The organism is Paenibacillus lautus (assembly GCF_050482385.1).
Taxonomy (GTDB): Bacteria; Bacillota; Bacilli; order Paenibacillales; family Paenibacillaceae; genus Paenibacillus_AQ; species Paenibacillus_AQ lautus_B.
On record NZ_JBCNHV010000001.1, the window covers coordinates 354,314 to 379,933 of the forward strand.

The window sequence follows — 25,620 nt, forward strand, 5'->3', positions numbered from 1 at the left end:
AGCATAAACCGGGCGATCGTCCTGACTAGAAAGCGATATGGCAATTTCGGGACAAACCCCTTACAATAAAGGAGGATTGTACCAATCATTTTCATGATCATGAGAGAAAGAGGGGAAAGACATGTCAGCCAAACGTAAGCCTCCGACCTTGCAGCAGAAAAAAGAAGAGGTTAATAAGAAGGCCATACTATGGATCAGCTCCGGCATCGCTCTTCTTATTATCCTGATTATCGTTCTAATTGTGATTGCCCAGCCTTAATCCAGCCAGTGATACACCTTGTTGGGGTTGGTCTGCCCCTGGGCAAGCTTGAGCTTAAAACGTTCTTTCGGCGTCCACAGGTCCTCGGGCAGAACCCCTTCCCTAATTTTCACGACGGTTCCCATCGGAACCAGATCAAATAGCTCCTCCACATCCTCCTTAAGCATACGGATGCAGCCCTCAGATTCATTCGCTCCGATACTGTCCACCTCTAGCGTACCGTGTATCGCGTATTGCGTATCGGATAGCTGCATTCCCCGCGTCCCATAGGGGCCCTTCGTGGTCCCGTTCGGATTAACAACCTTGTCATTAATATGAAAATCACCCAGCGGCGTTTTCACACCTCCGAGCCCGACCGCATAATTGCGCAGCATGACGGTGCCGCTGACAACGGCAAGCCGATGATGTTTCCGGTCAATGATGACCTGAAGCGGCTGCTCAAAAAAAGGATCCCCGTTCGGCGAAGTCCCCCAATATCCAATCTCCTCCGGGTCCTTCCCAGGCTGCTGCCCCGGCTGGTCCTCGTAGCCGCCAGTTCCTTGGGACTTATGTTTCATTAATGCTCCGAACATCGCCTCCATTGCTTTCGAACGGCCGGACAGCCAATTGTTCGGATACGGCTGCGCCAGTTCATTCAAGCCTTTAGGCAGGCGTCCATGCCGAGCCTTATACTGGTTGAGCGCTTCCTGCAGCACGGCCGTCTCGACTTGCAGATCCGCCCATTGCACCGCGCTCCGCTTAAGCCGCGAACTATCCGCAGGCTCGCAATCACACTCCAATGCAGCTCCTTCATATGGCTGGATCGCAATGGCGCCTTTAGCATCCCGATGCAATCCGTATAAACGTTCCATGTCCTTGCTCCATAACTGCCACTTGCCCGATTGCTTCATCCCCAGCGCAACCGACCAATTCGGCAATGCCTGCGGATGCCGCAGCAATGAGGACAGAGCTCCGGCGGAATCCTTCCCCTGACCGGAAGCAATGGCGGTGTACAGCGGTTCTTTACGCGAATCCCGCTTCTCTTTGTTAACGGCCGAGGCGGATACCGGCTCATTCGGCGGAAATACATCTGATGCAAAATCCCCCGGAACGGAGCCCGGCGCCTGGGCTGGAGGAAGGAATACCAGCAGCAATAACACCAGCGCAGCAAGCAAACGCCGGGTTCTTTTTCGCCTGCGGTCCTTGTCCCTCTCCATCTCCAATAAACGCTGTTCGTAATTTTTCCATATATCGGACGGGACCTGACTCAGCTCGAAGGCTTCATAGACCCCTTCTGCCTTGTTGTAGCAGTAATTTGCCTTGCCCTGTTCGCCGGCCTGCTCATATTCCTTCCCCAGCAGGTACCAGGCCATTTTATTATCAGGATGCGTCTCCACATACCTTTTGAGGTACAGCGAATTGTTCATTCGGGAGCCTCCTTTTATGACATTTTTACCTCTATTATCCTGTATATCGGTATAAACGCTCCAATTATGTATGAATTGTCGGGTACGAAAAAACGCCCCCTGCCTTTGTCGGGCAGAGGACGTCGGTATAAGTTCAAGATAGAATATCAGGGCTTAAAGCGGTATTGGTTATTCTGCGTTAAACGGCTCGTCTGCAATCCGAATTGAATCTGTTGGGCAGCCATCGCAGGCATCCAGCATATCATCATGCATATCTTCCGGAATTTCGGTCACCCCGCGGTTGTTGTCTCCGTCAAAAATAACTTCTGCCAGGCCTTCGTCGTCGTAATCGTAAATATCGGGTGCCGTTGCTCCGCATGCGCCACATGCGATGCAGGTATCTTTATCTACCCAAGTAAACTTCGCCATAGTCTCTCTTCCTCCTGTATATCTATAAACATCTCTATAAACATAGTATAAGCTGACGGTCTCCCGCCACCATCTACATATATTAATACAATTTTTTTAGGAATACAAATATATTTCCTAACATTTTCCGACAATAATTTGTTACTTTCAAAGGAAATGAAGGAACTTCAACTATCAAAAAAACGGCTACTCGCGGTCCGGGTCCTTTGCGGGCGGCTGAACGGCATTTTTATTATCGTTCCCCAGATCCCTTACAAAATCCATCTGTAAAGATGTACCTCTCCGCTTATGATTGCGGATTAAGGACGACGGATCATCTCCCAGCATGCCTGCGGTCAGCACCGCACTCTCGCCGAATTTATTGCGCAGCTCGTCCATGACCCGGGTCAGCGATTCCTTCTTCGGCTGTTTCTCGTAATCGAACAAATCCAGCTGAATGGCGGATTCCTCCTTCGCGATAAGCTGCTGTAGCGTAACGCCAAGCAGACGGAGCGGCTTGTCCTGCTTCCAGTGCCGGTGATACAGCTCGCACGCTTCCCGGTAGATATCCTCGGTATTTTCCGTCGGAATGGCCAGATGCCTCGACCGAGTGATGGTCTTCATATCCGGTGTACGCAGCGTGATCTGAATGCCGCTGGTCATTAGACCCTGCCTGCGAAGCCGGCGCGCTACCTGATCGCTCAGATTCAGCAGCACCCTTCGCGCCTCCTCCGCCGAAGTAACATCCTGCGGGAGCGTGGTTGTGTGTCCGATCGATTTGCTCTGTTCCCGCTCCGCAACGACAGGAGCATGGTCGATGCCGCTGGCTGCCCGTTTCATCCATGACCCCATTACGCCAAAAGTCGAGGTCAGCAGGCCTTCATCGGCAGCGGCCAGCTGTCCGATGGTCTGGATGTTCAGCTTACGCAGCTTGTCGGCCGTCTTGCTCCCGATGCCGAACAGCTCTGCACAGGGTCTGTTCCAGAGTACCTGCGGGACATCCCGTATCCGCAGCACGGATAAACCGTTTGGCTTTTTCATGTCCGAGGCCATCTTGGCCAGCAATTTATTCGGAGCAATGCCGACGGAGCAAGGCAGCGACAATTCCTCGCGAATGCGCTCCTGGATCTCCCGGGCGATATCCAGGGGGGTACCAAACTGCTTTGATCCCGTTATATCCAGGTAACATTCATCGATCGAAGTCGCTTCCAACTGCGGCGTATAGGCATAAGCTATATTCATGAATGCATTGGAATACTTGCGGTACAGATGAAAATCCGGCTGTATGATCATCAGGTCAGGGTAGATCCGCAGCGCCTGTCTCACGTTCATTCCAGTACGGATCCCCAGTGACCGCGCTGCGTAGGAGCAGGTAACGATAACGCCTTTTCGCAGCTCGATGCTGCCTGCGACAGCCGTGGGCTTGCCCCGATAGAGCTCCGGCTCCTCCGCCTCATGCACGGAACAGTAAAAAGCATTCATATCCACATGTAGAATAACGCGGCCGCTGGCCGGATAATAATCGTCGATATGTCCCACGCAGAATTCCTTCTTTCTTATGGTACGGTTCTACTTAAGTCTTATTGCTGCCCTCTTCTTGAAGTTCATTTTGAATGATTCTCACGTTTTCCTTATGGCACTTCGCCGTGAATTCGGAGACAAATCCGTGCTCCTGCCGCAGCTGGTCAAGGGCCGTATCATCGCCATCTATAACAGCCTGACGCAGTCGTTCCAGATAGCTCCGGGCTGCCTCCACTCTTCGATTCATCTCAGGTCGGCTTGTCGTATGCCGGCCATGCCCAGGGATGAGCAAAGCAACCGGATGCTCCTTCAGAATCCTTGCAGCTTGGCGAATCGTTCCTTCATAGTCCCTCGCACTTTGGAAGATAAATGGAAGCTCAAAATCGGATAAGTAGTCACCGGCTGCAAATACGCCCACAGAGTCAATTACGGTAAACAAGCCGTCGGCCGTATGTCCCGGTGCTCTATAGAACGTAAGCGTTGTGGAGCCCATTGCGAGCTGTTGTCCATCTTCCTCGATAACGATATCAAGTACCGGGAATTCTATGGGATAATCGCGAGTAATATAGTGGGAAGCATCAAAATCACGAATTGATTTCAGTTTGCGCTCTTTTTCCGGGTCATCTCTAAGTCCGGCACTCCCAATCGTCTTGGCGTCCGGGAAAGCCTTATATCCGATAATGTGGTCGTAGTCCCCATGCGTGAAGATGAGATAACATTCCCTGTTTCCCCGAACCGCGTTAACATGTTCTCGAATCTCATCGATTTCGTGTGGAAGCCAATTCGGATCGATGATAATAATACTCTCATCCAGCTGGATGACCGTTGAAGTGGTCTGAAATAACGCACTTTGAAAAATCGTCACCTGATCATTAGAATATTGAATCATGTCATAAACTCCATTCCATTATATATTCTTTAGTCAATGCAGTGTCATCATCTCATTATCCATGAGGAATCACGAAGCTGGACCAACGCCTTCAGCATAACGTTCGGGCCCGACGATGGTCAAGAATGGCCCCTTGGGGAAAAGTTTGTTTTACTCTGTTACTTTCCCGCAAAGAAATGCTATAATACAAAATTATAAACAATACGGTCCAATCCCGGACACCCAAAGGAGGACATCATGTCTAAGTCCATTTCCATCTTTGATACGACACTTCGCGACGGAACCCAAGGCGAAGGAATCAGCTTGTCGGCGGACGACAAGGTCAAAATCGCCAAGAAACTCGATGCTCTTGGTGTTCATTATATTGAAGGCGGTATCCCGGGAAGCAACAGCAAGGACATCGAATTTTTCAAAAGAGTCCAGGATCTCGGCTTAACCTCAAAAGTAACCGCGTTTGGCAGCACTCGCCGCAAAGGCTCCATCGCCGACCAGGATGCCAATCTGCTTCGGATTTTGGAATCCGGCGTTTCTGCGGCCACTTTGGTCGGGAAGTCATGGGATTTCCACGTCCATACCGCGCTTCAGACGACACTCGAAGAGAATCTGGCGATGATCTATGATTCCATCGCTTTCCTGAAGCAAAAAGGCCTCGAAGTGATTTTTGATGCCGAGCACTTTTTTGACGGCTATAAGAACAATCCCGAATATGCTGTTGCCGTATTGTCCAAAGCACGAGAGGCAGGCGCTGATTGGCTTGTCATGTGCGATACGAACGGCGGCAGTCTCCCGCACGAGATCTCGGACATTGTGACATCTTTAGCGGGTCCATTGCCCGGCGCTCCACTCGGCATTCACACCCACAACGATTGCGAGCTTGCCGTTGCCAACACCCTGAGTGCCGTACAGGCTGGTGTCCAGCATGTGCAGGGAACGATGAACGGTTATGGGGAACGTTGCGGGAATGCCAACCTGTGCTCCATCATCCCGAATCTGCAGTTGAAGCTGGGCTATGAGTGCATCGGAGACGATAACCTACGCACGCTGACAAATACCGCACGGTATATCAGTGAAATCGCCAACGTCAATATGCCGGTTAACCAGCCGTATGTGGGTAACGCTGCCTTTGCCCATAAGGGAGGCATCCATGTTTCGGCGATCCTGCGCGATTCCAGAACGTACGAGCATATCGAACCGGAGAAAGTCGGAAACAAGCAGCGCGTGCTTGTTTCCGAGCTTGCAGGACAGAGCAACATCGTATCGAAGGCGCAAGACATGGGTCTTGACTTTGATCCGGCTAGTGAACAATCCAAGCATATTATCGGAAAAATCAAGGATCTTGAACATGAAGGATATCAATTCGAAGGCGCGGACGCCTCCCTGGAGCTGCTTCTTCGGGAAGCGAACGGAGAGCTTAAGGAGCTGTTTACCTTCGAATCCTTCAAAATGCTGGTAGAGAAATCAGCCGGGCAACCGGTTGTCTCCGAAGCCTTCGTTAAAGTCAACGTTGCCGGTGAGAGCATCTACACTGCGGCAGAAGGCAACGGTCCGGTCAATGCGCTTGACAACGCGCTGCGTAAAGCGCTGGTCCAATACTTCCCGACACTCAAGGAAATGCATCTCGCTGACTATAAGGTACGGGTGCTCGATGACAAGGATGCGACGGCAGCCAAAGTACGGGTGCTGATCGAGTCCAAGAACTTTGAGAATTCCTGGAACACCGTCGGGGTCTCCAGCAACGTCATTGAGGCGAGCTGGGAAGCGCTGGTGGACAGTATGCGCTATGCGCTGCTCGGCCAAATCTCACCGGAACAGGTGCATGAGTCCGCGACTAGACAAGGGTTGGTTAATCACTAAGACTGTATCCAAATATAAAAAGCGCGTATCCGCCATGTCATGAACATGGTGGCCGCGCTTTTTTTGGTATTTCCGCCGCTTTTCGCTTCACAACTAATTCAACAGCTTGGTTACCTTTTTACGAAGATCCTTGGGATCCGGAGCGCCAAGAATGATTTCCTGGATCACGCCGTTTCGATCAATCAGCACATTCGTCGGGAAGACCTGGCCTTTATACAACTCCTCGAACACTTCTCCTTTGGGATCGAGAAGGATCGGATACCGGAGTTCAAAATCCTTAACGAATTGACGCGCTTTCTTCTCATTGTCATACTTGGACACGTTCACGCCGTAGATTTCCAGCTCATCTGCATATTCCGCTGCCAACTTATCGAGCTCCGGGGCTTCTTGCTTGCACGGTTCACACCATGATGCCCAGAAATTGACGACCATCGCTTTATCGCGAGCACCACCGCCGGCATAGGTCTTGTCGTCCATCCCCTTCAATGTGAAGGTGGGGGCAAGGAGTCCGGCCTTGGCGCCAGTCTCCGTCGGGAGCGGCTTCTCCTGCGTGAAGACGGCTTGGATATTGTCGCCGGCTTGGTTATAGATTACAGCGCCTGCCGCAACAACAAGCAGGACGAGAATGAAGATATTTCGTTTCATAGGTATAGGTTCCTTTGCTAAACTTAGTTATAGTCCCTATTGTACCCTGAAACCCTGATCTTTCAAACACGCGATCAACTTCAATTATAGCCCGGAGGGAAAAAGATGAACCCGTCTGACATGGCCCTGGAGCAGCTTCTGCTGCACGCGGCAGTACAACAGCATATATCGGACTATACGTATGATTGTCTGCCTGAGGAAGCCTGTGGCGTCCTTACCGGGCACTCTAGCGCAACAAGCCGATCGATAACCGTTACGCAATTTATCCCCGTAACCAATACAGCGGAGTTTCCGCTGCATTCTTTTCATCTCGACCCTACTCAATGGACCCGCTTGGTGTTAACTGAAAAAGGAATCGTCGGTTTGTTTCACAGTCACCCGCACACATCCCCTGAGCCGTCCGGCGAGGATCTGCTGCAGCTTCCATCCTTCGGCGGATTGCTTCAGGTATATGCCATCGGATCTCCCGCAGCTCCAAACGCTCCCGGCTTGAGACCCTTGCAGCTTCATGCCTACAAAATTATTCGGGGAAAAGGAACCTCCGAATTAGACTGCGATCTACCGTCAAATTCCTGGGTTCGTCCAGGAGCGGAGTTCTATTCCCTAGCCCCGATTCCTTGCCGGATCAAATAGGGTCATAACTATCGCTGCATCCATCATGTTCGAGGTTATCCCTCGCTTAGATAGACATACAAATCTCCCAGTGTGGTTGCATGGCCGCGCGCCTGAATTTCTTTCATATAGTCCGCCCACAGCCGGGCGGTCATGCACGCATCGGATAGAGCATGATGCCGGCCCTCCACCGGAATACCGCTGCTCCGCAGCAGCTCATCCAAACTGTAGTCCTTCTGCTCAGGATATAATCGCTGTGCGAGCATCATTGTATCGAGGAGCCGATGGGTTAATCGGACCTTCGATGTCTTCCACAAGGCTGCGTTCAGGAATCCGCGGTCATGGGCAGCGGCATGGGCAACAAGCACCCTGCCGCCTATAAAAGCCATGAAATCATGCAGCCCCTCCATTAAAGGCGGGGCTGCATCAACCATAAGCTGCGTAATTCCTGTAAGCTCCGCAATGAATGGAGGAACAGGGGCACCGCTGTTAACGATCATATGAAAAGTTTCGTTCTCGATCACTTGCTCCCCGATGACCTTGATTGCACCGAATGACAAAATTTCATCACCGTGCTGGTGGTTGAACCCCGTCGACTCCAGATCAAATACGACAACCTCCAGCTCGTCCAGCGGGGTACCCAGAACCTCCGGCCTCCGGTTATCCTTCATCTGGGATCGGATGAAGGCCAACTGCTGCGCCGTCTGCGCCCCGCGCATGGAAGCGATGGCGGAATTAAAGTTACCCAAGCGGAGTGATCTCCAGAAGCCCCCGTTTGATTGTCCCGGTTCCGTCATGGGTTCCTCCTCTCCGCAAAACGGTGCTCTCGCTGCAATGACCGGTGTATCCGTCTGACAACACCCAGCGTATCGCGAAGCTCGTACTGCATGGTTTTGTTCTTGAGCTGCTCCTGCGGGATATACCCGCTGCTCGTGATCAGCCCGTTCTCCAGCCTATGGGGCGTGTTATTTCTCAGCCGAAGCGCCGTCAAGAAAGCACGCTGCACGCTTTCCAGCAGCAAGTTGCCGCCCTCAAGCAGCATCACCTTCTCCATGCGCTTTTGCGTTGAGGTTTCGATGATGCCTCTTTGCAGCGCCAACGTGCGAATGCTGTTCACAAGCGGAATATAGACGCCATACTTTACGTCAAATTCACCGGCATGCTCACCAAACCGCTCCGTCACAATTCGCCCCATAACATTCAGCGTTGCCTTGTGCTTGACCGTGTTTCGCAGCACGGCATTGCCGATGCTCGGGTGCAGCTCGACCGAGCTTCGGAAATGGTCAACCCATGCCTCCGATAGTTTGCCATCTCCCGCAACATGACGGAGATCCGAAGCGATAATGAAATTGCGAATCGGCTCCCACTGCTGGTCTCCACACCACTCGCTAATCTGATTTTTCCAATCGCCAAGCTTTTTGCTCCATAAGGGTTCCGAACACATTACCTTTCCCGAACATTTGGGATACCCTGCTTCCTCCAGCAGATTCGCCAGCCGAAGGCCAAATTCCCGAAAAAAAGGGAGCTGATCCTCCTCCAGCTCATCACCAATGATCAGACCATTGTCCTGATCGCTCCACAGCGTAGCTTCCTGCCTTCCGCTGCTGCCAAAAGCAACAAACGCATAACGCGCAGGAGGCCGGCCCAAGCCAGCCTCCCACATGTCCTGCTCACAGATTGCCGCGGCACGCTGTCCAATCAGATCGTGCATCGTATTGACGGATGCGATCCACTCTCTCAGCTCCATGTCTTGACGCATCTCGATCAGATGGTTATGACAAGCGATCCGTTCATCTCGTAACTGCTGGGCTGTTGCTGCTGTCTGAATTTCCGAGAATACCGGAAGCAGATTGACAGATTTCAGAGGTTTCATGCCGCGGCCTCCTTATTACATATTCACTAACCATTTCGAGTCTAGTATTTATAATGCGGTGTCGCTTCCAGGTACCGCTTTGCCTCCGGAACGAAACTCAGAGGACTTCCCTTCCGCTTCCGCCAGAAGTTTCATTTGCTCCGGATATCCGTAAGTTCCGTGTTCACTAATATCAAGGCCCATCAATTCTTCTTCCTCCGTTACGCGAATACCCATCGTGACTTTCATGATATACAGAATGATGAATGAGATCACGAGAACAAATGCAAACGTTCCGACCAGACCCAGAAGCTGAACGCCAAGCTGACCGAAACCTCCGCCGTAGAACAAACCTTCTTTGCCTACGCCTGTAATTTCAACAAGTCTCGGCGCTGCGAACAAACCGGTGGATACGGCACCCCACATACCGGCAATACCATGTACGGAGAATGCATATACAGGATCATCAATGCCTTTGCGGTCAAACCACTGAGCTGTAAAGAAGGTAATCGTACCGGCTACTGCACCGATAACGACAGCCGCCCAAGGTTCCACGAATGCACAAGCCCCTGTGATGGCAACGAATGCAGCGAGAATACCGTTCAGCATGCTGGGTATATCCGCTTTGCCCAGAACCGCCCAAGAGATCAGCAACGCCGCAAGCGCGCCAGCCGCCGCTGCGATATTCGTATTTAAAGCCACAAACCCGAAGAAGCCGTCCGTGAGTGCAGAGATGGTGCTCCCCGGATTAAATCCAAACCAACCGATCCATATGATGAACACGCCAAGTACCGATAAAACTTGGTTATGACCCGGGATGCTGTTAGGCTTCCCGTCCTTATTATATTTGCCAAGCCGGGGTTTCAGAAGAACGGTGGCCACCAGCGCCGCTGTAGCACCTGTCAAGTGAACGACCGTCGATCCAGCAAAGTCCTGCATACCCAGAGCCCCGAGCCAGCCGCCTCCCCACACCCAGTGAGCAACAATCGGGTAAATCACGATGGTGAACAGCAATCCGAACACGATATAAACGCTAAGCTTCGCACGTTCGGCCATACCGCCGCAAGCGATAGCCAAGGAGACGGCTGCAAAGGATAAATGGAACAGAAACATAATGGTCGTAGGCACATCGTAAGCGGACAAGGAATCAAATGAGCCTGATGCATTGTCACCGCTTAAGAAAAAACCTTCAAATCCGAAAAAGCTGTTTCCGTTACCGAATGCCAGGCCAAATCCTAGCGCCCAGAAGGCGACGATCGAAATGCCGAAGGTCAGGAATGTTTTACCGGCAACGTGGCCTGCATTCTTCATACGAACCGATCCGGCTTCCAGCAGCGCGAACCCTGCTTGCATGAAAAATACGAGCAATGCTGCCAAGAATACGAACACGGAGTTCAAACCAGCGGTTAATTCAACGTTCGTGGCTCCCCCATCAGCGGCGAACGCGCTCGCCGGGAATGCAAGCAATGCGATTGCTCCCGCCATTAAACCTAGCCATCTTTTGTTCATGTTTTACACTCCCCTTAATGTAAACTAATCTAACATCAACTTGAATTCATATTGTCATTATAGGGGGGTGAATGAATATCCGCAACGGTTTTTTTCAAAAAAAACGAATGGGAAACACCATTTATGTAATATAATCTAACATTAAGTGCATTCAGTGCAAATCGTCTACTATCATGTAGAGTTAAAAAGGACGACTAAACATCCATATTTTTTTGTCACAACTATGACGTTTGACTGTATGGTTCATGATCATGTATCATATTTCTATTAAAATGAAAATATAAATGCATTCATTAATGTCCAATTCAATGAAAGCTTGTGAGGTGATGAATGATGGGGATCACGAGAGGAAACCTTTTCCGGATCGGTGAGCTGGCCAAGGTTGCCGGAATCAGCGAAAGAACCATTGACTATTATACGAAGCTGGGTTTAATCTCCCCTGAGAAACGGACGTTAAAAAACTACCGGTTGTACAGTTCTGAAACCTTAAGCACTCTCGAACGTATTAATCAGTTAAAGCAGGAGAAATATACTCTCGATGAGATTAAGGAGAGACTGGATCGCTGGAAGTCGGTACCCGATGATTCCGAAATGACGGAGAAGCTAACCAAGCTCGAAATACAGTTGAAGCAGTTGGAACGGGATGTGAAGGAAATCAACCCGCTTTTGAGTGAATTAAAACCAAGTCAAGCCCGGGAGGTACTTGCTAACATCCTTCCTAAAGGAGCTGCCTGTATCGAGTCGATTCAAATTTTGTTGAACCAGTTCACTTCGATGTAATGGTGAAGAACCAAAAGACAACTTTGTATGGGGGTATGATATATGTATTCTGACTGGATGTTTATTCTCATTATTATCGCTTTTATATTCTCGCTCTGGGCTCAGTTCCGAGTCAAAGGCACCTTTAACAAATGGGCCAAGGTTGAGAACAGCACCGGCATGACCGGATACGATGCAGCCCGGCATATGCTGGATGCCAACGGACTCCACGATGTGCCAATTGAACCGGTGCCAGGCACGCTCTCCGACCACTATGATCCGACCAAACGCGTTGTGCGTTTGTCAGAGCCCGTTTATTATGAACGTAGCATCTCAGCTGTCTCCGTCGCTTGTCACGAGGTCGGCCATGCGATCCAGCATGCGGAGCACTATCCGATGCTTGTCGCCCGTCACAAGATGTTCCCGGTCGTAAACTTCGCATCGGGTATCGCTCCATTTCTCTTGATTGCCGGATTCCTGTTCCAAGCCATGAACCTGGTCGGTCTCGGCATTCTCTTCTTCTCTTGCGCCGTTGCCTTCCAGCTCGTCACCTTGCCGGTCGAGTTTAACGCTAGTAACCGTGCTCGTCAGTTGATGGTTCAAGAAGGTTATATCGCCAATGACGAAGAGCGAGGAGTCGCTAAAGTATTGAACGCTGCAGCCCTGACCTATGTCGCTGCCGCCTTGATCTCTCTGCTTGAGCTGATCCGTTATATCATGATCTTTACAAGCAACCGGGAATAATTCAATCAACCGTAACAACAAAGGGCTTTCCTCTCTACCATGGTTTGGTGGAGAAGGAAAGCCCTCTTTTTATATTGGTTATTCTTGATGAATGAAGCCAGGTTAGGGAGTTGGTGCGGAGTCTGCTTTCCCTTCCTTTTTCGGCGACGGGTCAATACCAAAATATTGAAGCAGAAACGCACGGAAGGCTTGCGCAACCGGTGGCAGCTTCTCGTCCGCGCGGTGAATCAGACCGATGGAACGCGTTACCTTCGGCTCCGAGATCCGGACGCGTGCCGGCTGCAGCGGATTCGTCTGGAATAGCGCCATTTCAGGAAGCAGGCTAACCCCCATACCGGCCGCAACCAGCCCGCGGATCGTATCCGTTTCCTCGCCTTCAAAAGCAATTTTCGGCGTGAACCCGGCTTCCAGACAGGCATGCCACACAATCGGACGCAAGGAGTAACCTTTGCTGAACAGCACAAAGCGCTCCTCTTTCAACTGCTCCAGCTTGATGGACTGCTCCCCCGCAAGCGGGTGATTCGGCGGCAGGATCGCAAACAGCTCCTCTGTCAAGACGATATCTCCATCCACTTGATCATGACGATCCGGAAACGGCGACACAAATGCCAAATCCACTTCAGCCCCAACCACGTCTCGGATCAATGTCGGGAACATGCCCTGCTTGAACCGGAACTTCACGTTCGGGTATTTCTTCCGGAATTCAGCCACAATGGACGGAATCAAATGGATACCCAGGCTGTGTGGGAATCCGATGCGGATCTCCCCCTGCTCTGGGTCCAGAAATTCATGTATCTCGACGACCGCACGGTCCAAGTCCTTCATAATGCTCTCCACCCGTTTGCAAAAAAGCTGACCTACCGGGGTTAACTGCAGATTCCGTCCTTTTTGCATGAACAAATTAACACCAAGCTCTTCTTCCAACTGATGTATTTGACGGCTGACGGCTGACTGAGCCACATGAAGTTCTTCTGCCGCTTGGGTAACGTGTTCCTTTTGCGCAACCTTTACAAAGTATTGCAACTGTCGTAATTCCACGCCTTTTATCGCTCCATTCTTATTCCCTAGAAGACTTGAAGACTTTATCAAATCATCCAATTCTATTATAACAGACCCCTCTTAGGTCCGATTATGTTCGACGTTTAAACAATCGAATCATGAGACCGTAGAGGAAAAATCCGCCTACCAATCCGCCGACATGTGCCACAAGGCTGACCCCTGGGGTAAACGAGAACAGAATCCCCAAAATAAGCAGGGTGAACAGCGTCTTGCGGGACGACTCATCAATGACATGCCGCTGGAACAGGGCGATGTACAGATAAGCGCCATAAGCTCCGTAGATGGCTCCTGATGCGCCTACAAGGAATGTGTAGTGTTCCATGCGCTCATAATAAGCCAATCCGATTACATTACCGAGAACACCGCTGAGCAGATACAGGATGGCAAACTTCCAGCTCCCCATGATTCTCTCCAACGGGGGAACAAATACCAGCAGTGCGAAGCTGTTGAACAATAAATGATCAAATCCGTTATGCAGGAACATCGCCGTAAAGTATCTCCATGCCTGGTCAACGAATTGCGGCAAATCCGATAAAGCTCCATATTTCAGCAGCGTAACCGGATTTCTGGAACCGCCGTCAAAGGAAGTGATCGCGAACATCACCAGGTTGATCACGAGCAGCAGCGATGTAACGGGATAATAACGCAAATAACTTTTCCAATTTTCATAACGTACGAATATCATAGCATCCTCCTCATCCTAAATCAGGCCAGGGATGCCCCTTAGTGGACATTCCCTTTTTAAAAAGATTATAATGTACCATGAACCTGATCACCAAACTTTGATATCCAAGGAGGAGATTTCTCATGGCTCAAGAACGTTCAGGAGCTGCCACTTTCAAAGGCAATCCTATTACACTCATCGGACCACAGCTCAAGGCTGGTGATGCCGCGCCGGATTTTACAGTGAGCAAAAACCTGCTCGAAGACGTTTCTCTTAAGGATTATGCCGGTAAAATCAAGCTAATCAGTGTCGTTCCTTCCCTCGACACCGGGGTATGCGACGCACAGACGCGCCGTTTCAATGAAGAAGCCGCCGGTCTAGGCGATGATGTGGTGATCCTTACGATCAGTGCCGACCTTCCGTTCGCCCAAGCTCGCTGGTGCGGAGCTGCAGGCGTTGACCGGGTCATTACGCTGTCCGACTATAAATCGCGTTCTTTCGGTGAAGCGTATGGCGTGCTCATCAAGGAATTCCAGCTCGACATGCGTTCGATCTTCGTCGTGGATACTAACGATACCATCACCTATGTAGAATACCTTGGTGAGATGACGGAGCACCCGAATTACGAAGCCGCGATCGATGCAGTAAAATCTTTGCGGTAACACGCCAAAGGCTACATACACTGCACACTTTTAAAAAGCGGGAGAGCAGCTCTCCCGCTTTTTCTTATTCTACTAAGCATCCACTTTATACTTGCTCAGTTTCTTATCCAGAACAGCGTACAGGTTCAAGATAACCCGATAGTTCGCTCCCAGATCCCCTAGGGAACCGCGGGACGCCGAATACATATCAACGGCGCTGCGAACCGGACTGATGCCAAGCACGGATACGGTAATGTCCAGTGTACGTCCAAACGAGGTTCTTTTCTCGAGTGTGATTTCTCCCACGGATTTAACCTCATGCAGAACTTTGTAACCCGGAATTTTTTTTAGTGTCGAGGAAACCTCTTCAAAACACTTTTCTTTTGAAAGATTGTAATAACGCGTCTTCAGCTTGGGATCTTTAGCACGGTCGCTTGTGCCGTCATAGCTGCGCACGATACCAATTAGAACTCGTTTTAATGACAAAGACCGTTCCTCCTTTATAAATGACCGTTCCATCCATACTCTAGTTTAACATTGTTTATGCTTTCAGCAAACCTTTATATATAGCAAAAAGGCACCTCTTTCACTTCGAATTCGAAATGAAAGAGGTGCCCATTCATTGGTTTAACGAAACCCGCCTATGCCGTCCGGTAAACATTGTCTTCGAACCTGCATTAGCAGGTGGGTGACCGCAGAACCGCTTATGAATTCCCCTTGTCATATAGACAGGGCATTTCAGCCACGATTACGTATAGATCTCCCTAGACATCGTCATTGGTTCAAAACAACGGAAAACCGAAACGAACATCGCAGGATGTAGTCTTATTATAGGGGGTTTTGCCGGAAAAGTAAACCTCGTAATATTAAGGTTTCGATCCATTCTTTCCCTTTTGGGCAGCATCCATGCTTTCCAGAAGAGCTTGTTCGGTTTCAGACTCCTCTTCCTCGGCTTTCTTCATCTTCTCCTGCTGTTCCTGCATTTTGGTGAAGGTAGCATAGAAGTTAAAGAACGCGAACAATGCCATCAGGCAGAACAGGAAGAATACGAACAGCACTGGCATCTGGGTGCCGATATATGCCAAGACAGCGCTTCCGATCAATGTCGAAAATACCCGGAACGGGCGAATCAATGTCAGCAGCACCGCATTTTTCAACAGCTGCAACGTTTTCATCTCATAATGAACAGTCATGGAGAAGAAATTAAACAGGGAGACAAACAGCACGATAAGCAGTACGAGCATCACAATGCCGACAAGCTGGAAACCTTCAAGCTGCGTCATATAAACCGTGTAATCCACATACATAATCACGAACAACAGCGTATAAAATATGCCGCCGATCATGCTCTGCTTGTAATTTTCCTTATAACCCTTGAAGAACGTTTTGAATACGGACACGTCCGGATTGCCCATGACCCATTTACGTACAACAGTAAATAAAGCTGCCGTAGCCGGAAACAGAACAAACGGTGATAATATTCCGAGAACCCAGTTAGACAGCAACTGCTCATTATGCGCATCCGGTGTCTGAACGGCCATCAGGAATTTGGTTAGAACAATAAACAGGAAAGGCGATGTACAAATAACCCACAAGATGTTCGAAAAAGCAATACGGGTAATCCACTCGGTGAGCTTGTATAAGCCACCCATGGCTCCTTTCATTTCCAAATCCGTTTCCTCCTCACTCAAATCATGCATGTATCTATTAATATACCTTATTTTGTACATGCATTGCCAGAGCCTAATTTATATGCCCCTAGGTGTTTATCCAATCCATTGCCCCCGTTTCTCCATACGATATCACGTAATCCATTCAACAAGCTTGAATTTCCAAATTTAAAGAGGAGGGATTATGTATGTCTTGTGAAGGCGGCGGGTACGGCTACGGATCAAATGTTGGAATTGTCCTGGTTCTGTTCATTCTCCTTGTAATCATTCTCGGCACATTCTATATCTAATGACTCCTTGAATCATTCAGTGAAACAGATCAGCTGTTATTGATCTAAAACTGCAAGTTTAAAGGGGATGCACCCTGGGTGCATCCCCTTTAAACATAAACAAAAGACGAAGCGCGGCTCCACTTAGCGTGGGCAGCTGCTTCGTCTTTTGTGTTCGGTTACTTCAGTCAGATAAAGTTAACCGTCAATACTATTCGTCTCCGCTCCGGTTAGGACGACGTTCGCCGCCGCTGTAAGAACGAGGTTTACGGTCACCGCTATTGTTGCGGTCACGGTTGTAGCCACCGCCATCGCGGTTGCCATAACTGCTGCCGCCGCCATCACGGTTGTATCCGCCTTTGGAGTAGCCGCCACGGTTACCACCGCTGCCACTTCCGCTTCCACCATCACGGCGATATCCGCCGCCGCTGCTGCGGCCACCATAGCCGCCGCTTGGCTTGCGGCCATTACGGATGTCCGGCTTCCGGCGTTTTGCACGGATCGGATCTTCAGGCGTCAGATGAATATCGGATGCTTCCTTCTTGTCGCCTGTTAGGATTTTCATTGCAGCTGCCAGCAACTGTACGGAATCGTACTGCTCCAGCAATTGAATCGCGAGACCTTTGTATTCGGTCAATTCACCTTGATCAATGATTTCAAGCACACGCTCAGCGATGATACGTTGTTTGCCTTCAATCGCTTCGGCAATCGTTGGCAACGGCTTGCGTGGAATACGGTGACGAGTCACACGCTCGATGAAATACAGATGATCCATTTCACGCGGCGTCACGAAGGACCAAGCCGTACCTTCCTTACCGGCACGGCCTGTACGTCCGATACGGTGTACATAACTTTCCGGATCTTGCGGCAAGTCAAAGTTTACAACATGGGTAACGCCCGAAACGTCGAGACCGCGTGCTGCCACATCGGTTGCCACGAGGACATCGATGCTTCCGTCACGGAATTTACGCATAACGGTATCCCGTTGGTGCTGGGACAGGTCACCATGAAGGCCATCTGCCGAGTATCCGCGTTTTTGCAATGCTTCTGCCAATTCGTCAACACGGCGCTTGGTACGTCCGAAGACAATCGCAAGCTCAGGCGACTCCATATCCAGAAGGCGGCTCAGGGCTTCGAATTTTTGACGCTCAGGAACTTCGATATATGCTTGATCGATCAGAGGTGCACTAACGTGCTTAGGAATAACGGATACATGCTCAGGTTCTTTAAGGAACTGGGATGCCAGCTTCTGAATGTTAGCCGGCATAGTTGCGGAGAACAGCAAGGTTTGACGCTCTTCAGGAACAAGCTTAAGGATCGACTGGATGTCTTCCATAAAGCCCATGTCCAGCATTTCATCCGCTTCATCCAATACAACGGTTTGGACATCATCAAGTCGGATGGTTTTTCTGTTGATGTGGTCAAGTAGTCGACCTGGTGTGCCGATAATAATTTGAGGCTTCTTTTTCAAAGCGCGGATCTGACGCCCGATATCTTGTCCACCATAAATAGCCAAGGAACGGATTCCTTTAAAGCGGGACAGTTTACCGATTTCTTCAGCAACCTGGATGGCAAGTTCACGGGTCGGTGTCATAATGAGAGCGACGATACGCTCCTCTTCCTTGGCGATTTTGTGTATAAGAGGAAGACCGAATGCTGCTGTCTTACCCGTACCCGTCTGTGCTTGTCCAATCATGTCCTTGCCGGTAAGAGCAATCGGAATCGATTGGGATTGGATCGGTGTGGCTTCCTCAAAGCCAAGTTCAGTAATTGCTTGCAGCACGCGCGGCTCCAAGCCAAAATCTGCGAAATTTTTCAATAGGTTCATACTCCTTCTATCTGTGGACTTCCACTTTCTTCTCTGTATTCTTAAGTAGTGGTAACGTTTATAGGCTTTCCCGGCCAGCAGGATTTTCTGCACGAGGTGAACCGGTATATTTCTCTTATCACCAGCATGTTGACTGGTTAATGTATAATCATCCTGATAAGCTTGCAAAGTTATCAATGTAACGGACTACTCAAGAATATCCAATACATTATATCACAAAACATTTCTGGAATACCAGCAAGCTTAAAGAAGTCATAATAACCGGGAGGTGATTCCTATGTTGAAGCGTCTATGGACCTATTTCGCGATCGTGTTCGGCGGCATCATTATTGCCGCCGGATTTAATTTGTTTCTGATTCCCCATCATCTGCTTAGCGGTGGCGTTTCCGGCGTGGCTCTGATTATCGGCTATTTCACGCCGCTAAATATCAGCATCATGTATTTTGTGCTTAATATCCCGATTCTTATAACCGGTTGGTTCAAGCTCGGCAAAAGGTTTGTTGGTCTCAGCGTGCTCTCGGTTATCGTTACTACCCTGTTCCTTGAGCTCATTCCGGTTGCTCCGGTTGCAACCGATATGCTGCTCTCCTCCGTTTTCGGCGGCGTGCTTGTCGGATTCGGCACCGGCCTCTCCTTTCGGGTTGGCGGTTCCACCGGGGGCTTTGATATCATCGGCTCTCTCGTTACGAAATATCGGGACTTCCCCGTTGGAAGTGTACTCGTGACGCTGAACGCCATCGTCATTATGGCGGTTGCTTATTTGGGAGACGACTGGAACCTGGCCCTCGCCTCGATGGCTTCCATCTATGTTGCCGGAAAAATGGTGGATATGCTCCACGTCAGTCATATCAAGGTTACCGTCTTTATTGTCACGAACCAGACGGAGGCTCTGCTGGAGAAGCTGCTCAAGCGCCCCCGAGGCATAACCAAGATCAAAACCGAGGGAGCCTTCAGTCATAAAGAAAAGGATATGCTTATGACCGTCACGACGCGATATGAGCTGGCCGAGCTAAAACAAATTATTACAGAAACAGACCCCCTGGCCTTTGTTAATATCGTGGAAACCACGGCTGTCATGGGTCAATTCCGCAAGAACTAAATATTTACCATCTGTGAGGGGATGGTAAATTTGTGGTATAATATTTGTGCGCGGTTCCTACAATATTCATGAGATCTGTTTCCCGGGCATCGCTTTGGCCCAATTTTAATTGTTTTTCCGTTTTACAAAAGAACGTCCTGCCTAACCAATTTGGAAGGAAAGGGTGATTTTTATGGAAATGGAAACGGTAAAATTGTCACAAATCGTCATGAAGTGGTTCCCGGAAATGATACCGTTCTTTAGACAGAAGGAACTAAATTCCATGATCGTTCTAAGGGACGGGCTGAGTATTCTGGAGCAGGAGGACGCTCTTGAAATCATTCAGTTCAGCATTTGCGAGCATCAGAATCAAACGCTGCTTCATTAATTTTAATGCAACACGTGAATATCGCACGACAAGTGCCGTTATTCTCCGGTAAAATTCACCGGTGAGTAACGGCATTTTTTTATGGAGAAATGTAAATTCTATAAGCACGTCATTCCCCACCATGCAGATAAAGCAGCAAGTCAACGCGATCCACCTTCTTATGTTCATATTTCCGGATGCCAGTCACTCCCCATGTTTACAAGTTGTTAACAGCCAACACCGAAAAATGTCGCTATTTAGCGTTTAAAACACCCTTGACCCGTTTAATGAACTAGGTACGCTCACCCGCCGTTTCCAATTTATTGTCGATTGTAACAATCCTGTTCTTTTTGAAGGCATCCGTTCCTTTATAATCATGATGTGAATGTACACAAGGGAGAGAGTAATTATGAATATCATCTTGGCTTTATTCATCTTAGCGTCCGCGGGCTTCGGCGGTTCCAGTCCGCAAGATAACAGCCTTACCGCCAAACTTCAGGCTTCATTAAATACCGCTATGATTCAGGGCATGCACCAAAACAACAACCAAGGTCAGGGCCACAGCGGCATCAAGCCAAACACAACAGAGATTGATCCGCAGATTGAAGCGCCTAAAGTCAAAGGCATTTATGTAACGGCTTATAGCGCAGGTGGCTCCAGAATGAATCAACTCGTAGATCTTATGGACAAGACCGATCTCAATGCCATGGTCATTGACATCAAGGACGATGAAGGATACATAACGTACAAAACCGAGAATCCGAAACTGAAGGAACTCGGTAAATCTCAGCCTTTTATCAAAGACATCAAGCAATTGATGAAGCGGCTGGAGAAACACGATATTTATCCGATCGCCAGAATTGTCGTGTTCAAGGATACGATTCTTGCCAAGAAAAACCCGGAGCTTTCCTTCCGTAAAGGAGACGGCAGCGTCTGGACCAATGGCGGGGGCGACAGCTTCGTGAACCCGTACAACAAAGAGGTTTGGGATTACAACATCGAAATCGCCAAGGAAGCTGCAAAACTTGGATTCAAGGAAATCCAGTTTGATTATGTCCGTTTTCCGGAGGGCTTCGAGAAACGCGCTGATTCCCTGAAATATACCAAGACGGATCAATCGCGTGTGGACGTGGTATCCGACTTTGTACAATATGCCCGGGAAGAACTAGCGCCGCTCGGCATACGCGTATCCGTTGACATCTTCGGGTATGCTGCTTCGGTACCCGCGGCAGAAGGGATCGGCCAAGACTTCGTCAAAATTTCCAAGAACGTCGACATCATCAGTCCGATGGTATACCCTAGCCATTACACGGCAGGCTGGTTCGGCTCCCCTGTACCGGATAAGGCTCCTTACCAGACCATCAAAGGCTCCATGGAAGCTACCCACAAAAAGCTGGATGAGCTGGGAGATCAAAAACCGATCATTCGACCTTGGATTCAGGACTTTACCGCGAGTTGGCTCGGAAGCGGAAATTATGCCAAGTACGGTAAAAAGGAAATCGAGGAGCAGATTCGCGCCCTCAAAGACACAAATGTCGATGAGTATTTACTCTGGAATGCTTCCAACCGTTATACGGAAGGCGTCACTCATAAATAATTCAATTATCAGTCACAAAGGGTCGGCCAACAACAGGGCCGGCCCTTTTTGCTTTCAAACCGTTCGGTGAATTCTCTTGACAGCAGATGCTATGATGATGAATAGGGCTGCTTTCACCCCTTCATAAAAATCACAATAAGAAAGGCACAAACGCACATGCAACCGACCACAACAACACGGGGAAAGCTGAAGCAATTCGCGATCATTCTAATCCCCATTCTGATTACACAGCTCGCCTTATCGGCCATTACTTTTTTTGACACCAACATGTCCGGAAAATTCAGCTCGGCCGACTTGGCAGGCGTAGCTATCGCTACAAGCATTTGGATCCCGGTCCAAACCGGCCTTAGCGGAATTCTGATGGGGATAACGCCCATCGTTTCGCAGCTCGTTGGCGGGCGACAGGAAAATAAAGTCGCTTACCAAGTGAACCAGGCGCTCTGGCTGTCCATCTTACTCGCCATCGTCGTACTTGCGATCGGGTATGCGGTTGTACCGGGCATTCTTGGAGCCATGAGCTTGGAGCCGGAAGTTCGGCGGATTGCTTCCCAGTTTCTCGCCGCCATATCGATCGGCATCATCCCGTTGTTCGCCTACACCGTGCTTCGCAGCTTTATCGATGCCCTTGGGCAAACTAAAATTTCCATGTTGATCACGCTGATTACCCTGCCGGTGAACGTAGGCTTGAACGCTCTCTTCATTTATGGATTCTGGGGCTTTCCAAGAATGGGAGGCGTAGGTGCCGGCATCGCTTCCGCCATTACATACTGGACCGTTCTCATCATCGCGATCGTGATCATCCATAAAAATCAGCCCTTCTCTTCATTCGGCATCTTCAGGCAGCTTCAAGGTGTTTCCTTGAGCGCATGGAAAAGCCTGTTAAAAATCGGCGTGCCAATCGGGTTCTCCATCTTCCTCGAGACCGCCGTCTTCGCAGCGGTGACGCTGCTTATGAGCAGCTTTGATACGGCGACCATTGCCGCACACCAAGCGGCCCTGAATTTCGCTACGACACTGTACATGCTGCCGTTAAGCATATGCATGAGTCTGACGATCCTGGTAGGCTTCGAGGCCGGCTCTGGACGCATGAAGGATGCCTGGAAGTACGCTAAACTTGGCATCAGCACAGCCGTTATCCTATCGCTGATCACGGCGGTCGTCCTGTTTATGGCCGGCAGCCAGGTCGCCGGATTATATTCTAACGAGCCTGCGGTCGTGGCGCTGATCCAGCAGTTCCTGCTGTTCGCGATTTTCTTCCAGATCTCGGACGCTATCGCCACGCCGACTCAAGGGGCGCTGCGAGGCTATAAAGACGTGAATGTCGCTTTCATGCTCGCTTTTCTGTCGTTCTGGGTGATTGGCCTGCCTGTAGGATATGTGCTCGCCAACTACACCGATTGGCAAGCCTTCGGCTACTGGATCGGGTTAATCACAGGCCTTGCCGTCGGCGCTGCCCTGATGCTTATGCGTCTGGTCAAAGTTCAACGCAAGTACGCACGCCAGATGCAAACTCCATCCCGTTCCGCATCCTAAGTATCCTTCACAGAGGGACAGACCGCATTTAGCGTGGAGTTTTTCTTACGTGTTATGGGTGGTAAGCCTCTGAATCTTATCGTTAAAAAAAGACCGTCTCCATGCAGAAATGCGTTCTGCAATGAGAGACGGTCTTTTTGCTTTTCATCAAAAATGAGGCAGCAGCCTAATTTATTGGGACAAGCGCAATGCCAAATCGTAAAGCTCACGGTTAAATTCTTTCTTCGTGTTAACAACCTTGTCAATATCCGTGAGGACCAGCTCGCCCTTGATGATACCGCATCCTTTATCGGAATGTCCGTCAATCAGAGAGCGAACCGCAAAATCGCCAAGACGGCTGGCCAGGTTGCGGTCAAACGGAGTCGGAGCACCACCGCGCTGGATATGTCCAAGCACCGTTACCCGTGCATCGATTGAGGCATGGCACTCTTTAAGATCACATACGATGTCCTCGCCGCGTCCGACGCCTTCCGCTACGATGATGATACTGTGACGTTTGCCTTTTGCAAAATTCTCACGCAAGCGGGCTGCCACTTCATCAAGGTTATACTCTACTTCCGGCACCAGTATGGTCTCTGCGCCTGATGCAAGACCCGCATGGAGCGCAATGTCGCCGCAGTGGCGTCCCATAACCTCTACAACGGATGAGCGTGCATGGGAAGACATGGTGTCGCGCAGTTTATTAACGGCGTCTACAACGACGCTAACAGCTGTATCAAATCCGATCGTATAATCCGTATAGGAAATATCGTTATCAATCGTTCCTGGAAGGCCCATCGTTTTGATGCCGAGTTTACTGAGCTTGTTCGCCCCATGGTAAGAGCCATCTCCTCCGATAACGACCAATCCGTCGATGCCATGCTGATTCAGAATGTCGGCACCCTTCTGCTGCCCTTCCGCCGTCTTGAATTCTTCACAGCGGGCGGAACGAAGGATTGTGCCTCCGCGCTGGATGATATCCCCTACGCTGCGAAGATCCATTTTAATAATATCGTTCTCGAGAAGTCCTTGGTAACCGCGCTGAATCCCATATACTTCAAGACCATAATACATACCGCTGCGTACAACGGCGCGAAGCGCTGCGTTCATCCCTTGGGAATCACCACCACTTGTAAGAACTGCAATTTTTTTAACCTCTGCCATGTTTCGTTTCCTCCTTCAATGTCACTCATGCTTTATGCTTACGAATCCATCGGCTGTTGACGTAGAAAAAGATCCGGGTCATCGGACTCTTCTTCATCAAACGTTTGGATACGGAGCGAACCAGTTGCTGCTCGCTGACTTTTGGATCGGATAAATATAACGCCAGTAACCCCTCAATGATCATACGATGAAAAGGGGTCGAGGGAATTGTTCTGACATCCTTCCGGGCCCACTCAACTATGGAAGCTATACGGTTCAGCATCGTATCGGCATCTTCGTAATAATTACAAAAGTTCAGATCGCCACCCAGCCTGTCTTCGTCTTGATCAATAAGATAATCCAGCATAATGTGGAGACTGCATACATTCGGAAAATAAGACGCATGAATGGACGATGCATCCTCGTCATCCAGAAACGGATCGGTTGCAGCCAAGAATAGCATGAACACACCCAAGGTTGATCCCGTTGCAGCCGCAAACTCGTTCCACCGCAGATGCGGTGTCCGGTGTGCATGCTGGGACCACCATTCAAGCAATGCCGCTTCTCTCTTATCCGGATGGATGTGCTTGTGTACCTGCAAATCGGTATATAGCCCAGCCAAATCCCTTATGTAGGGCTTTGCCGCTTCATATCCTGATAATTGACCGATGCAATCCCGGCATTTCTGCACAAGACGGAGAAGGTAACCTCCATCCTCCCTTTCGGTCCGGAGAGCGTAATAATCGGCCGGCTCAGTCTCAGGCGTAACGGCATCCAGCATCGACTGATGGAGCTGTCTGAAATCTGCTGGATCCAGCGAAGTACTGCGGTCACATAAATTATCGAGATAATCGCTAATTGTCTGGTAAGCTACAATCAATGGAATGAGAATATGCTTCTCCGGCAAATTAGCTGCGGCATACACCGCACCGCCCTGGCAGTGAAATCTTTTATTATCTATACTGGCCAGTGCCTGCTTTCGTAGCTCCTCATCCGGAATTTGCTCAGCCTCCCGGCGCCACTTCTCCAATTCGATCCGCACTTCCGGAAGTATGAATTTATACACCCGGCTCATCAGCCCGACCGGACTGCGCGGAACTTTACGGCTTAGCTCTTGATTATTCAATGAACTCTGCCTCCACATGGTTGTCTTTTTATACCTATCCAAATCAAACCTATTATAATATGATCGTTCATTTTGCACAAATAACACAAATCATTGACGGCGTATGGTAATTGAGCGCGTCCTATAATCCATCTATCTCCATCCTGCGATATGTTATATACTAGTCGGAGCTAAATAACAGACCATGAACCTCACAAATAGAGTTAAATATATGGGCTCATGAAAAGAA

At 49.7% G+C, this 25,620-nt stretch carries 26 protein-coding genes and 1 other RNA gene; 11 read left to right on the forward strand and 16 right to left on the reverse strand.

Annotated elements, in window-relative coordinates; translation table 11 throughout:
* Positions 1 to 121 precede the first annotated feature (121 nt).
* A complete protein-coding gene (locus ABEW73_RS01750; RefSeq protein WP_015736685.1) occupies positions 122 to 259 on the forward strand; it encodes a hypothetical protein in 138 nt (45 codons plus the stop codon).
* Here the strand turns inward: ABEW73_RS01750 and ABEW73_RS01755 are convergent.
* The 4 genes from ABEW73_RS01755 to ABEW73_RS01770 all read right to left on the reverse strand — a co-directional run bounded on the left by ABEW73_RS01755 (position 256) and on the right by ABEW73_RS01770 (position 4,462).
* Positions 256 to 1,665, reverse strand: a complete 1,410-nt coding sequence (locus ABEW73_RS01755) for a L,D-transpeptidase (RefSeq protein ID WP_430206367.1) — start codon at positions 1,663 to 1,665, stop codon at positions 256 to 258. The genes ABEW73_RS01750 and ABEW73_RS01755 overlap by 4 nt on opposite strands.
* 168 nt (positions 1,666 to 1,833) lie before the next feature.
* Entirely contained in the window at positions 1,834 to 2,073 is a 240-nt protein-coding gene (locus tag ABEW73_RS01760; protein WP_009594795.1) for a ferredoxin, read from the reverse strand.
* A 186-nt stretch (positions 2,074 to 2,259) separates the two neighbouring features.
* Entirely contained in the window at positions 2,260 to 3,591 is a 1,332-nt protein-coding gene (locus ABEW73_RS01765; protein WP_430173883.1) for a DNA polymerase IV, read from the reverse strand.
* Positions 3,592 to 3,625: 34 nt separating this feature from the next.
* Entirely contained in the window at positions 3,626 to 4,462 is an 837-nt protein-coding gene (locus ABEW73_RS01770) for an MBL fold metallo-hydrolase (protein WP_430173885.1), read from the reverse strand.
* 237 nt (positions 4,463 to 4,699) lie between these two features.
* On the opposite strand from ABEW73_RS01770, the gene cimA reads away from it, so the two are divergent.
* Positions 4,700 to 6,316 carry a citramalate synthase gene (cimA, locus tag ABEW73_RS01775; protein ID WP_430206368.1) on the forward strand — a complete coding sequence of 539 codons (1,617 nt, stop codon included), beginning with the start codon at positions 4,700 to 4,702 and terminating at the stop codon, positions 6,314 to 6,316.
* 93 nt (positions 6,317 to 6,409) lie between these two features.
* Here cimA and ABEW73_RS01780 read toward each other — a convergent pair whose 3' ends face one another.
* Positions 6,410 to 6,961 (reverse strand): TlpA family protein disulfide reductase, encoded by a 552-nt coding sequence (locus ABEW73_RS01780; RefSeq protein ID WP_430173728.1) that lies wholly within the window; start codon positions 6,959 to 6,961, stop codon positions 6,410 to 6,412.
* Between the two features lie 105 nt (positions 6,962 to 7,066).
* Between ABEW73_RS01780 and ABEW73_RS01785 the strand changes: the two genes are divergently transcribed.
* Positions 7,067 to 7,594, forward strand: coding sequence for a M67 family metallopeptidase (locus tag ABEW73_RS01785; RefSeq protein ID WP_430173730.1), 528 nt, complete (start codon positions 7,067 to 7,069; stop codon positions 7,592 to 7,594).
* 35 nt (positions 7,595 to 7,629) lie between these two features.
* Here the strand turns inward: ABEW73_RS01785 and ABEW73_RS01790 are convergent, their stop codons facing one another.
* Genes ABEW73_RS01790 through ABEW73_RS01800 form a run of 3 tightly spaced genes read right to left on the reverse strand, consistent with a single transcriptional unit; the run spans position 7,630 to position 10,934 of the window.
* Positions 7,630 to 8,370 (reverse strand): 3'-5' exonuclease, encoded by a 741-nt coding sequence (locus ABEW73_RS01790; protein WP_430173732.1) that lies wholly within the window; start codon positions 8,368 to 8,370, stop codon positions 7,630 to 7,632.
* Complete coding sequence (locus tag ABEW73_RS01795; protein WP_430173734.1) at positions 8,367 to 9,446, reverse strand: DUF294 nucleotidyltransferase-like domain-containing protein; 1,080 nt, start codon at positions 9,444 to 9,446, stop codon at positions 8,367 to 8,369. Before ABEW73_RS01795 ends, ABEW73_RS01790 begins: the two co-directional genes overlap by 4 nt.
* Positions 9,447 to 9,494: 48 nt before the next feature.
* Positions 9,495 to 10,934 (reverse strand): ammonium transporter, encoded by a 1,440-nt coding sequence (locus ABEW73_RS01800; RefSeq protein ID WP_430173735.1) that lies wholly within the window; start codon positions 10,932 to 10,934, stop codon positions 9,495 to 9,497.
* Positions 10,935 to 11,264: 330 nt separating this feature from the next.
* Here ABEW73_RS01800 and ABEW73_RS01805 point away from each other — a divergent pair, with 330 nt between their 5' ends.
* Together ABEW73_RS01805 and ABEW73_RS01810 are read left to right on the forward strand one after the other, a co-directional pair.
* Positions 11,265 to 11,714, forward strand: coding sequence for a MerR family transcriptional regulator (locus ABEW73_RS01805; protein ID WP_430173737.1), 450 nt, complete (start codon positions 11,265 to 11,267; stop codon positions 11,712 to 11,714).
* Between the two features lie 42 nt (positions 11,715 to 11,756).
* Entirely contained in the window at positions 11,757 to 12,437 is a 681-nt protein-coding gene (locus ABEW73_RS01810) for a zinc metallopeptidase (RefSeq protein WP_215158628.1), read from the forward strand.
* A gap of 102 nt (positions 12,438 to 12,539) precedes the next feature.
* Here ABEW73_RS01810 and ABEW73_RS01815 read toward each other — a convergent pair whose 3' ends face one another.
* Positions 12,540 to 13,475, reverse strand: a complete 936-nt coding sequence (locus ABEW73_RS01815; RefSeq protein ID WP_430173739.1) for a LysR family transcriptional regulator — start codon at positions 13,473 to 13,475, stop codon at positions 12,540 to 12,542.
* Positions 13,476 to 13,566: 91 nt separating this feature from the next.
* Positions 13,567 to 14,181, reverse strand: a complete 615-nt coding sequence (locus tag ABEW73_RS01820; RefSeq protein WP_430173741.1) for a rhomboid family intramembrane serine protease — start codon at positions 14,179 to 14,181, stop codon at positions 13,567 to 13,569.
* A 122-nt stretch (positions 14,182 to 14,303) separates the two neighbouring features.
* Between ABEW73_RS01820 and tpx the strand changes: the two genes are divergently transcribed.
* A complete protein-coding gene (gene tpx, locus ABEW73_RS01825) occupies positions 14,304 to 14,822 on the forward strand; it encodes a thiol peroxidase (protein WP_071223106.1) in 519 nt (172 codons plus the stop codon).
* A 72-nt stretch (positions 14,823 to 14,894) separates the two neighbouring features.
* Here the strand turns inward: tpx and ABEW73_RS01830 are convergent, their stop codons facing one another.
* The 3 genes from ABEW73_RS01830 to ABEW73_RS01840 all read right to left on the reverse strand — a co-directional run bounded on the left by ABEW73_RS01830 (position 14,895) and on the right by ABEW73_RS01840 (position 16,471).
* Positions 14,895 to 15,287, reverse strand: coding sequence for a DUF1499 domain-containing protein (locus tag ABEW73_RS01830; protein ID WP_006211699.1), 393 nt, complete (start codon positions 15,285 to 15,287; stop codon positions 14,895 to 14,897).
* A gap of 144 nt (positions 15,288 to 15,431) precedes the next feature.
* Positions 15,432 to 15,623, reverse strand: a non-coding RNA gene (gene ssrS, locus ABEW73_RS01835) — 6S RNA.
* Between the two features lie 44 nt (positions 15,624 to 15,667).
* Positions 15,668 to 16,471, reverse strand: coding sequence for a YesL family protein (locus ABEW73_RS01840; RefSeq protein ID WP_430173743.1), 804 nt, complete (start codon positions 16,469 to 16,471; stop codon positions 15,668 to 15,670).
* A 188-nt stretch (positions 16,472 to 16,659) separates the two neighbouring features.
* Between ABEW73_RS01840 and ABEW73_RS01845 the strand changes: the two genes are divergently transcribed.
* Positions 16,660 to 16,761: a YjcZ family sporulation protein gene (locus ABEW73_RS01845; protein WP_213643868.1), complete on the forward strand. Its 102-nt coding sequence runs from the start codon at positions 16,660 to 16,662 to the stop codon at positions 16,759 to 16,761.
* Positions 16,762 to 16,951: 190 nt separating this feature from the next.
* On the opposite strand, the gene ABEW73_RS01850 is transcribed toward ABEW73_RS01845, so the two are convergent.
* On the reverse strand, positions 16,952 to 18,559 hold the full coding sequence (locus ABEW73_RS01850) for a DEAD/DEAH box helicase (protein ID WP_076325732.1): 1,608 nt from the start codon (positions 18,557 to 18,559) through the stop codon (positions 16,952 to 16,954).
* 286 nt (positions 18,560 to 18,845) lie between these two features.
* Here ABEW73_RS01850 and ABEW73_RS01855 point away from each other — a divergent pair, with 286 nt between their 5' ends.
* The 4 genes from ABEW73_RS01855 (at position 18,846) to ABEW73_RS01870 (ending at position 23,143) form a co-directional block, all read left to right on the forward strand.
* Positions 18,846 to 19,667: a YitT family protein gene (locus tag ABEW73_RS01855; RefSeq protein WP_430173745.1), complete on the forward strand. Its 822-nt coding sequence runs from the start codon at positions 18,846 to 18,848 to the stop codon at positions 19,665 to 19,667.
* Between the two features lie 172 nt (positions 19,668 to 19,839).
* The gene (locus ABEW73_RS01860; RefSeq protein ID WP_430173747.1) at positions 19,840 to 20,034 is read left to right on the forward strand and encodes a hypothetical protein; all 195 of its coding nucleotides are present in this window, start codon (positions 19,840 to 19,842) and stop codon (positions 20,032 to 20,034) included.
* Positions 20,035 to 20,422: 388 nt separating this feature from the next.
* The gene (locus ABEW73_RS01865; RefSeq protein WP_430173749.1) at positions 20,423 to 21,610 is read left to right on the forward strand and encodes a putative glycoside hydrolase; all 1,188 of its coding nucleotides are present in this window, start codon (positions 20,423 to 20,425) and stop codon (positions 21,608 to 21,610) included.
* A 156-nt stretch (positions 21,611 to 21,766) separates the two neighbouring features.
* Complete coding sequence (locus ABEW73_RS01870) at positions 21,767 to 23,143, forward strand: MATE family efflux transporter (protein WP_430173750.1); 1,377 nt, start codon at positions 21,767 to 21,769, stop codon at positions 23,141 to 23,143.
* A 171-nt stretch (positions 23,144 to 23,314) separates the two neighbouring features.
* Here the strand turns inward: ABEW73_RS01870 and pfkA are convergent, their stop codons facing one another.
* The gene (pfkA, locus tag ABEW73_RS01875; protein ID WP_430173752.1) at positions 23,315 to 24,286 is read right to left on the reverse strand and encodes a 6-phosphofructokinase; all 972 of its coding nucleotides are present in this window, start codon (positions 24,284 to 24,286) and stop codon (positions 23,315 to 23,317) included.
* 25 nt (positions 24,287 to 24,311) lie between these two features.
* A complete protein-coding gene (locus ABEW73_RS01880; RefSeq protein WP_076325726.1) occupies positions 24,312 to 25,391 on the reverse strand; it encodes a tetraprenyl-beta-curcumene synthase family protein in 1,080 nt (359 codons plus the stop codon).
* Positions 25,392 to 25,620 lie beyond the last annotated feature (229 nt).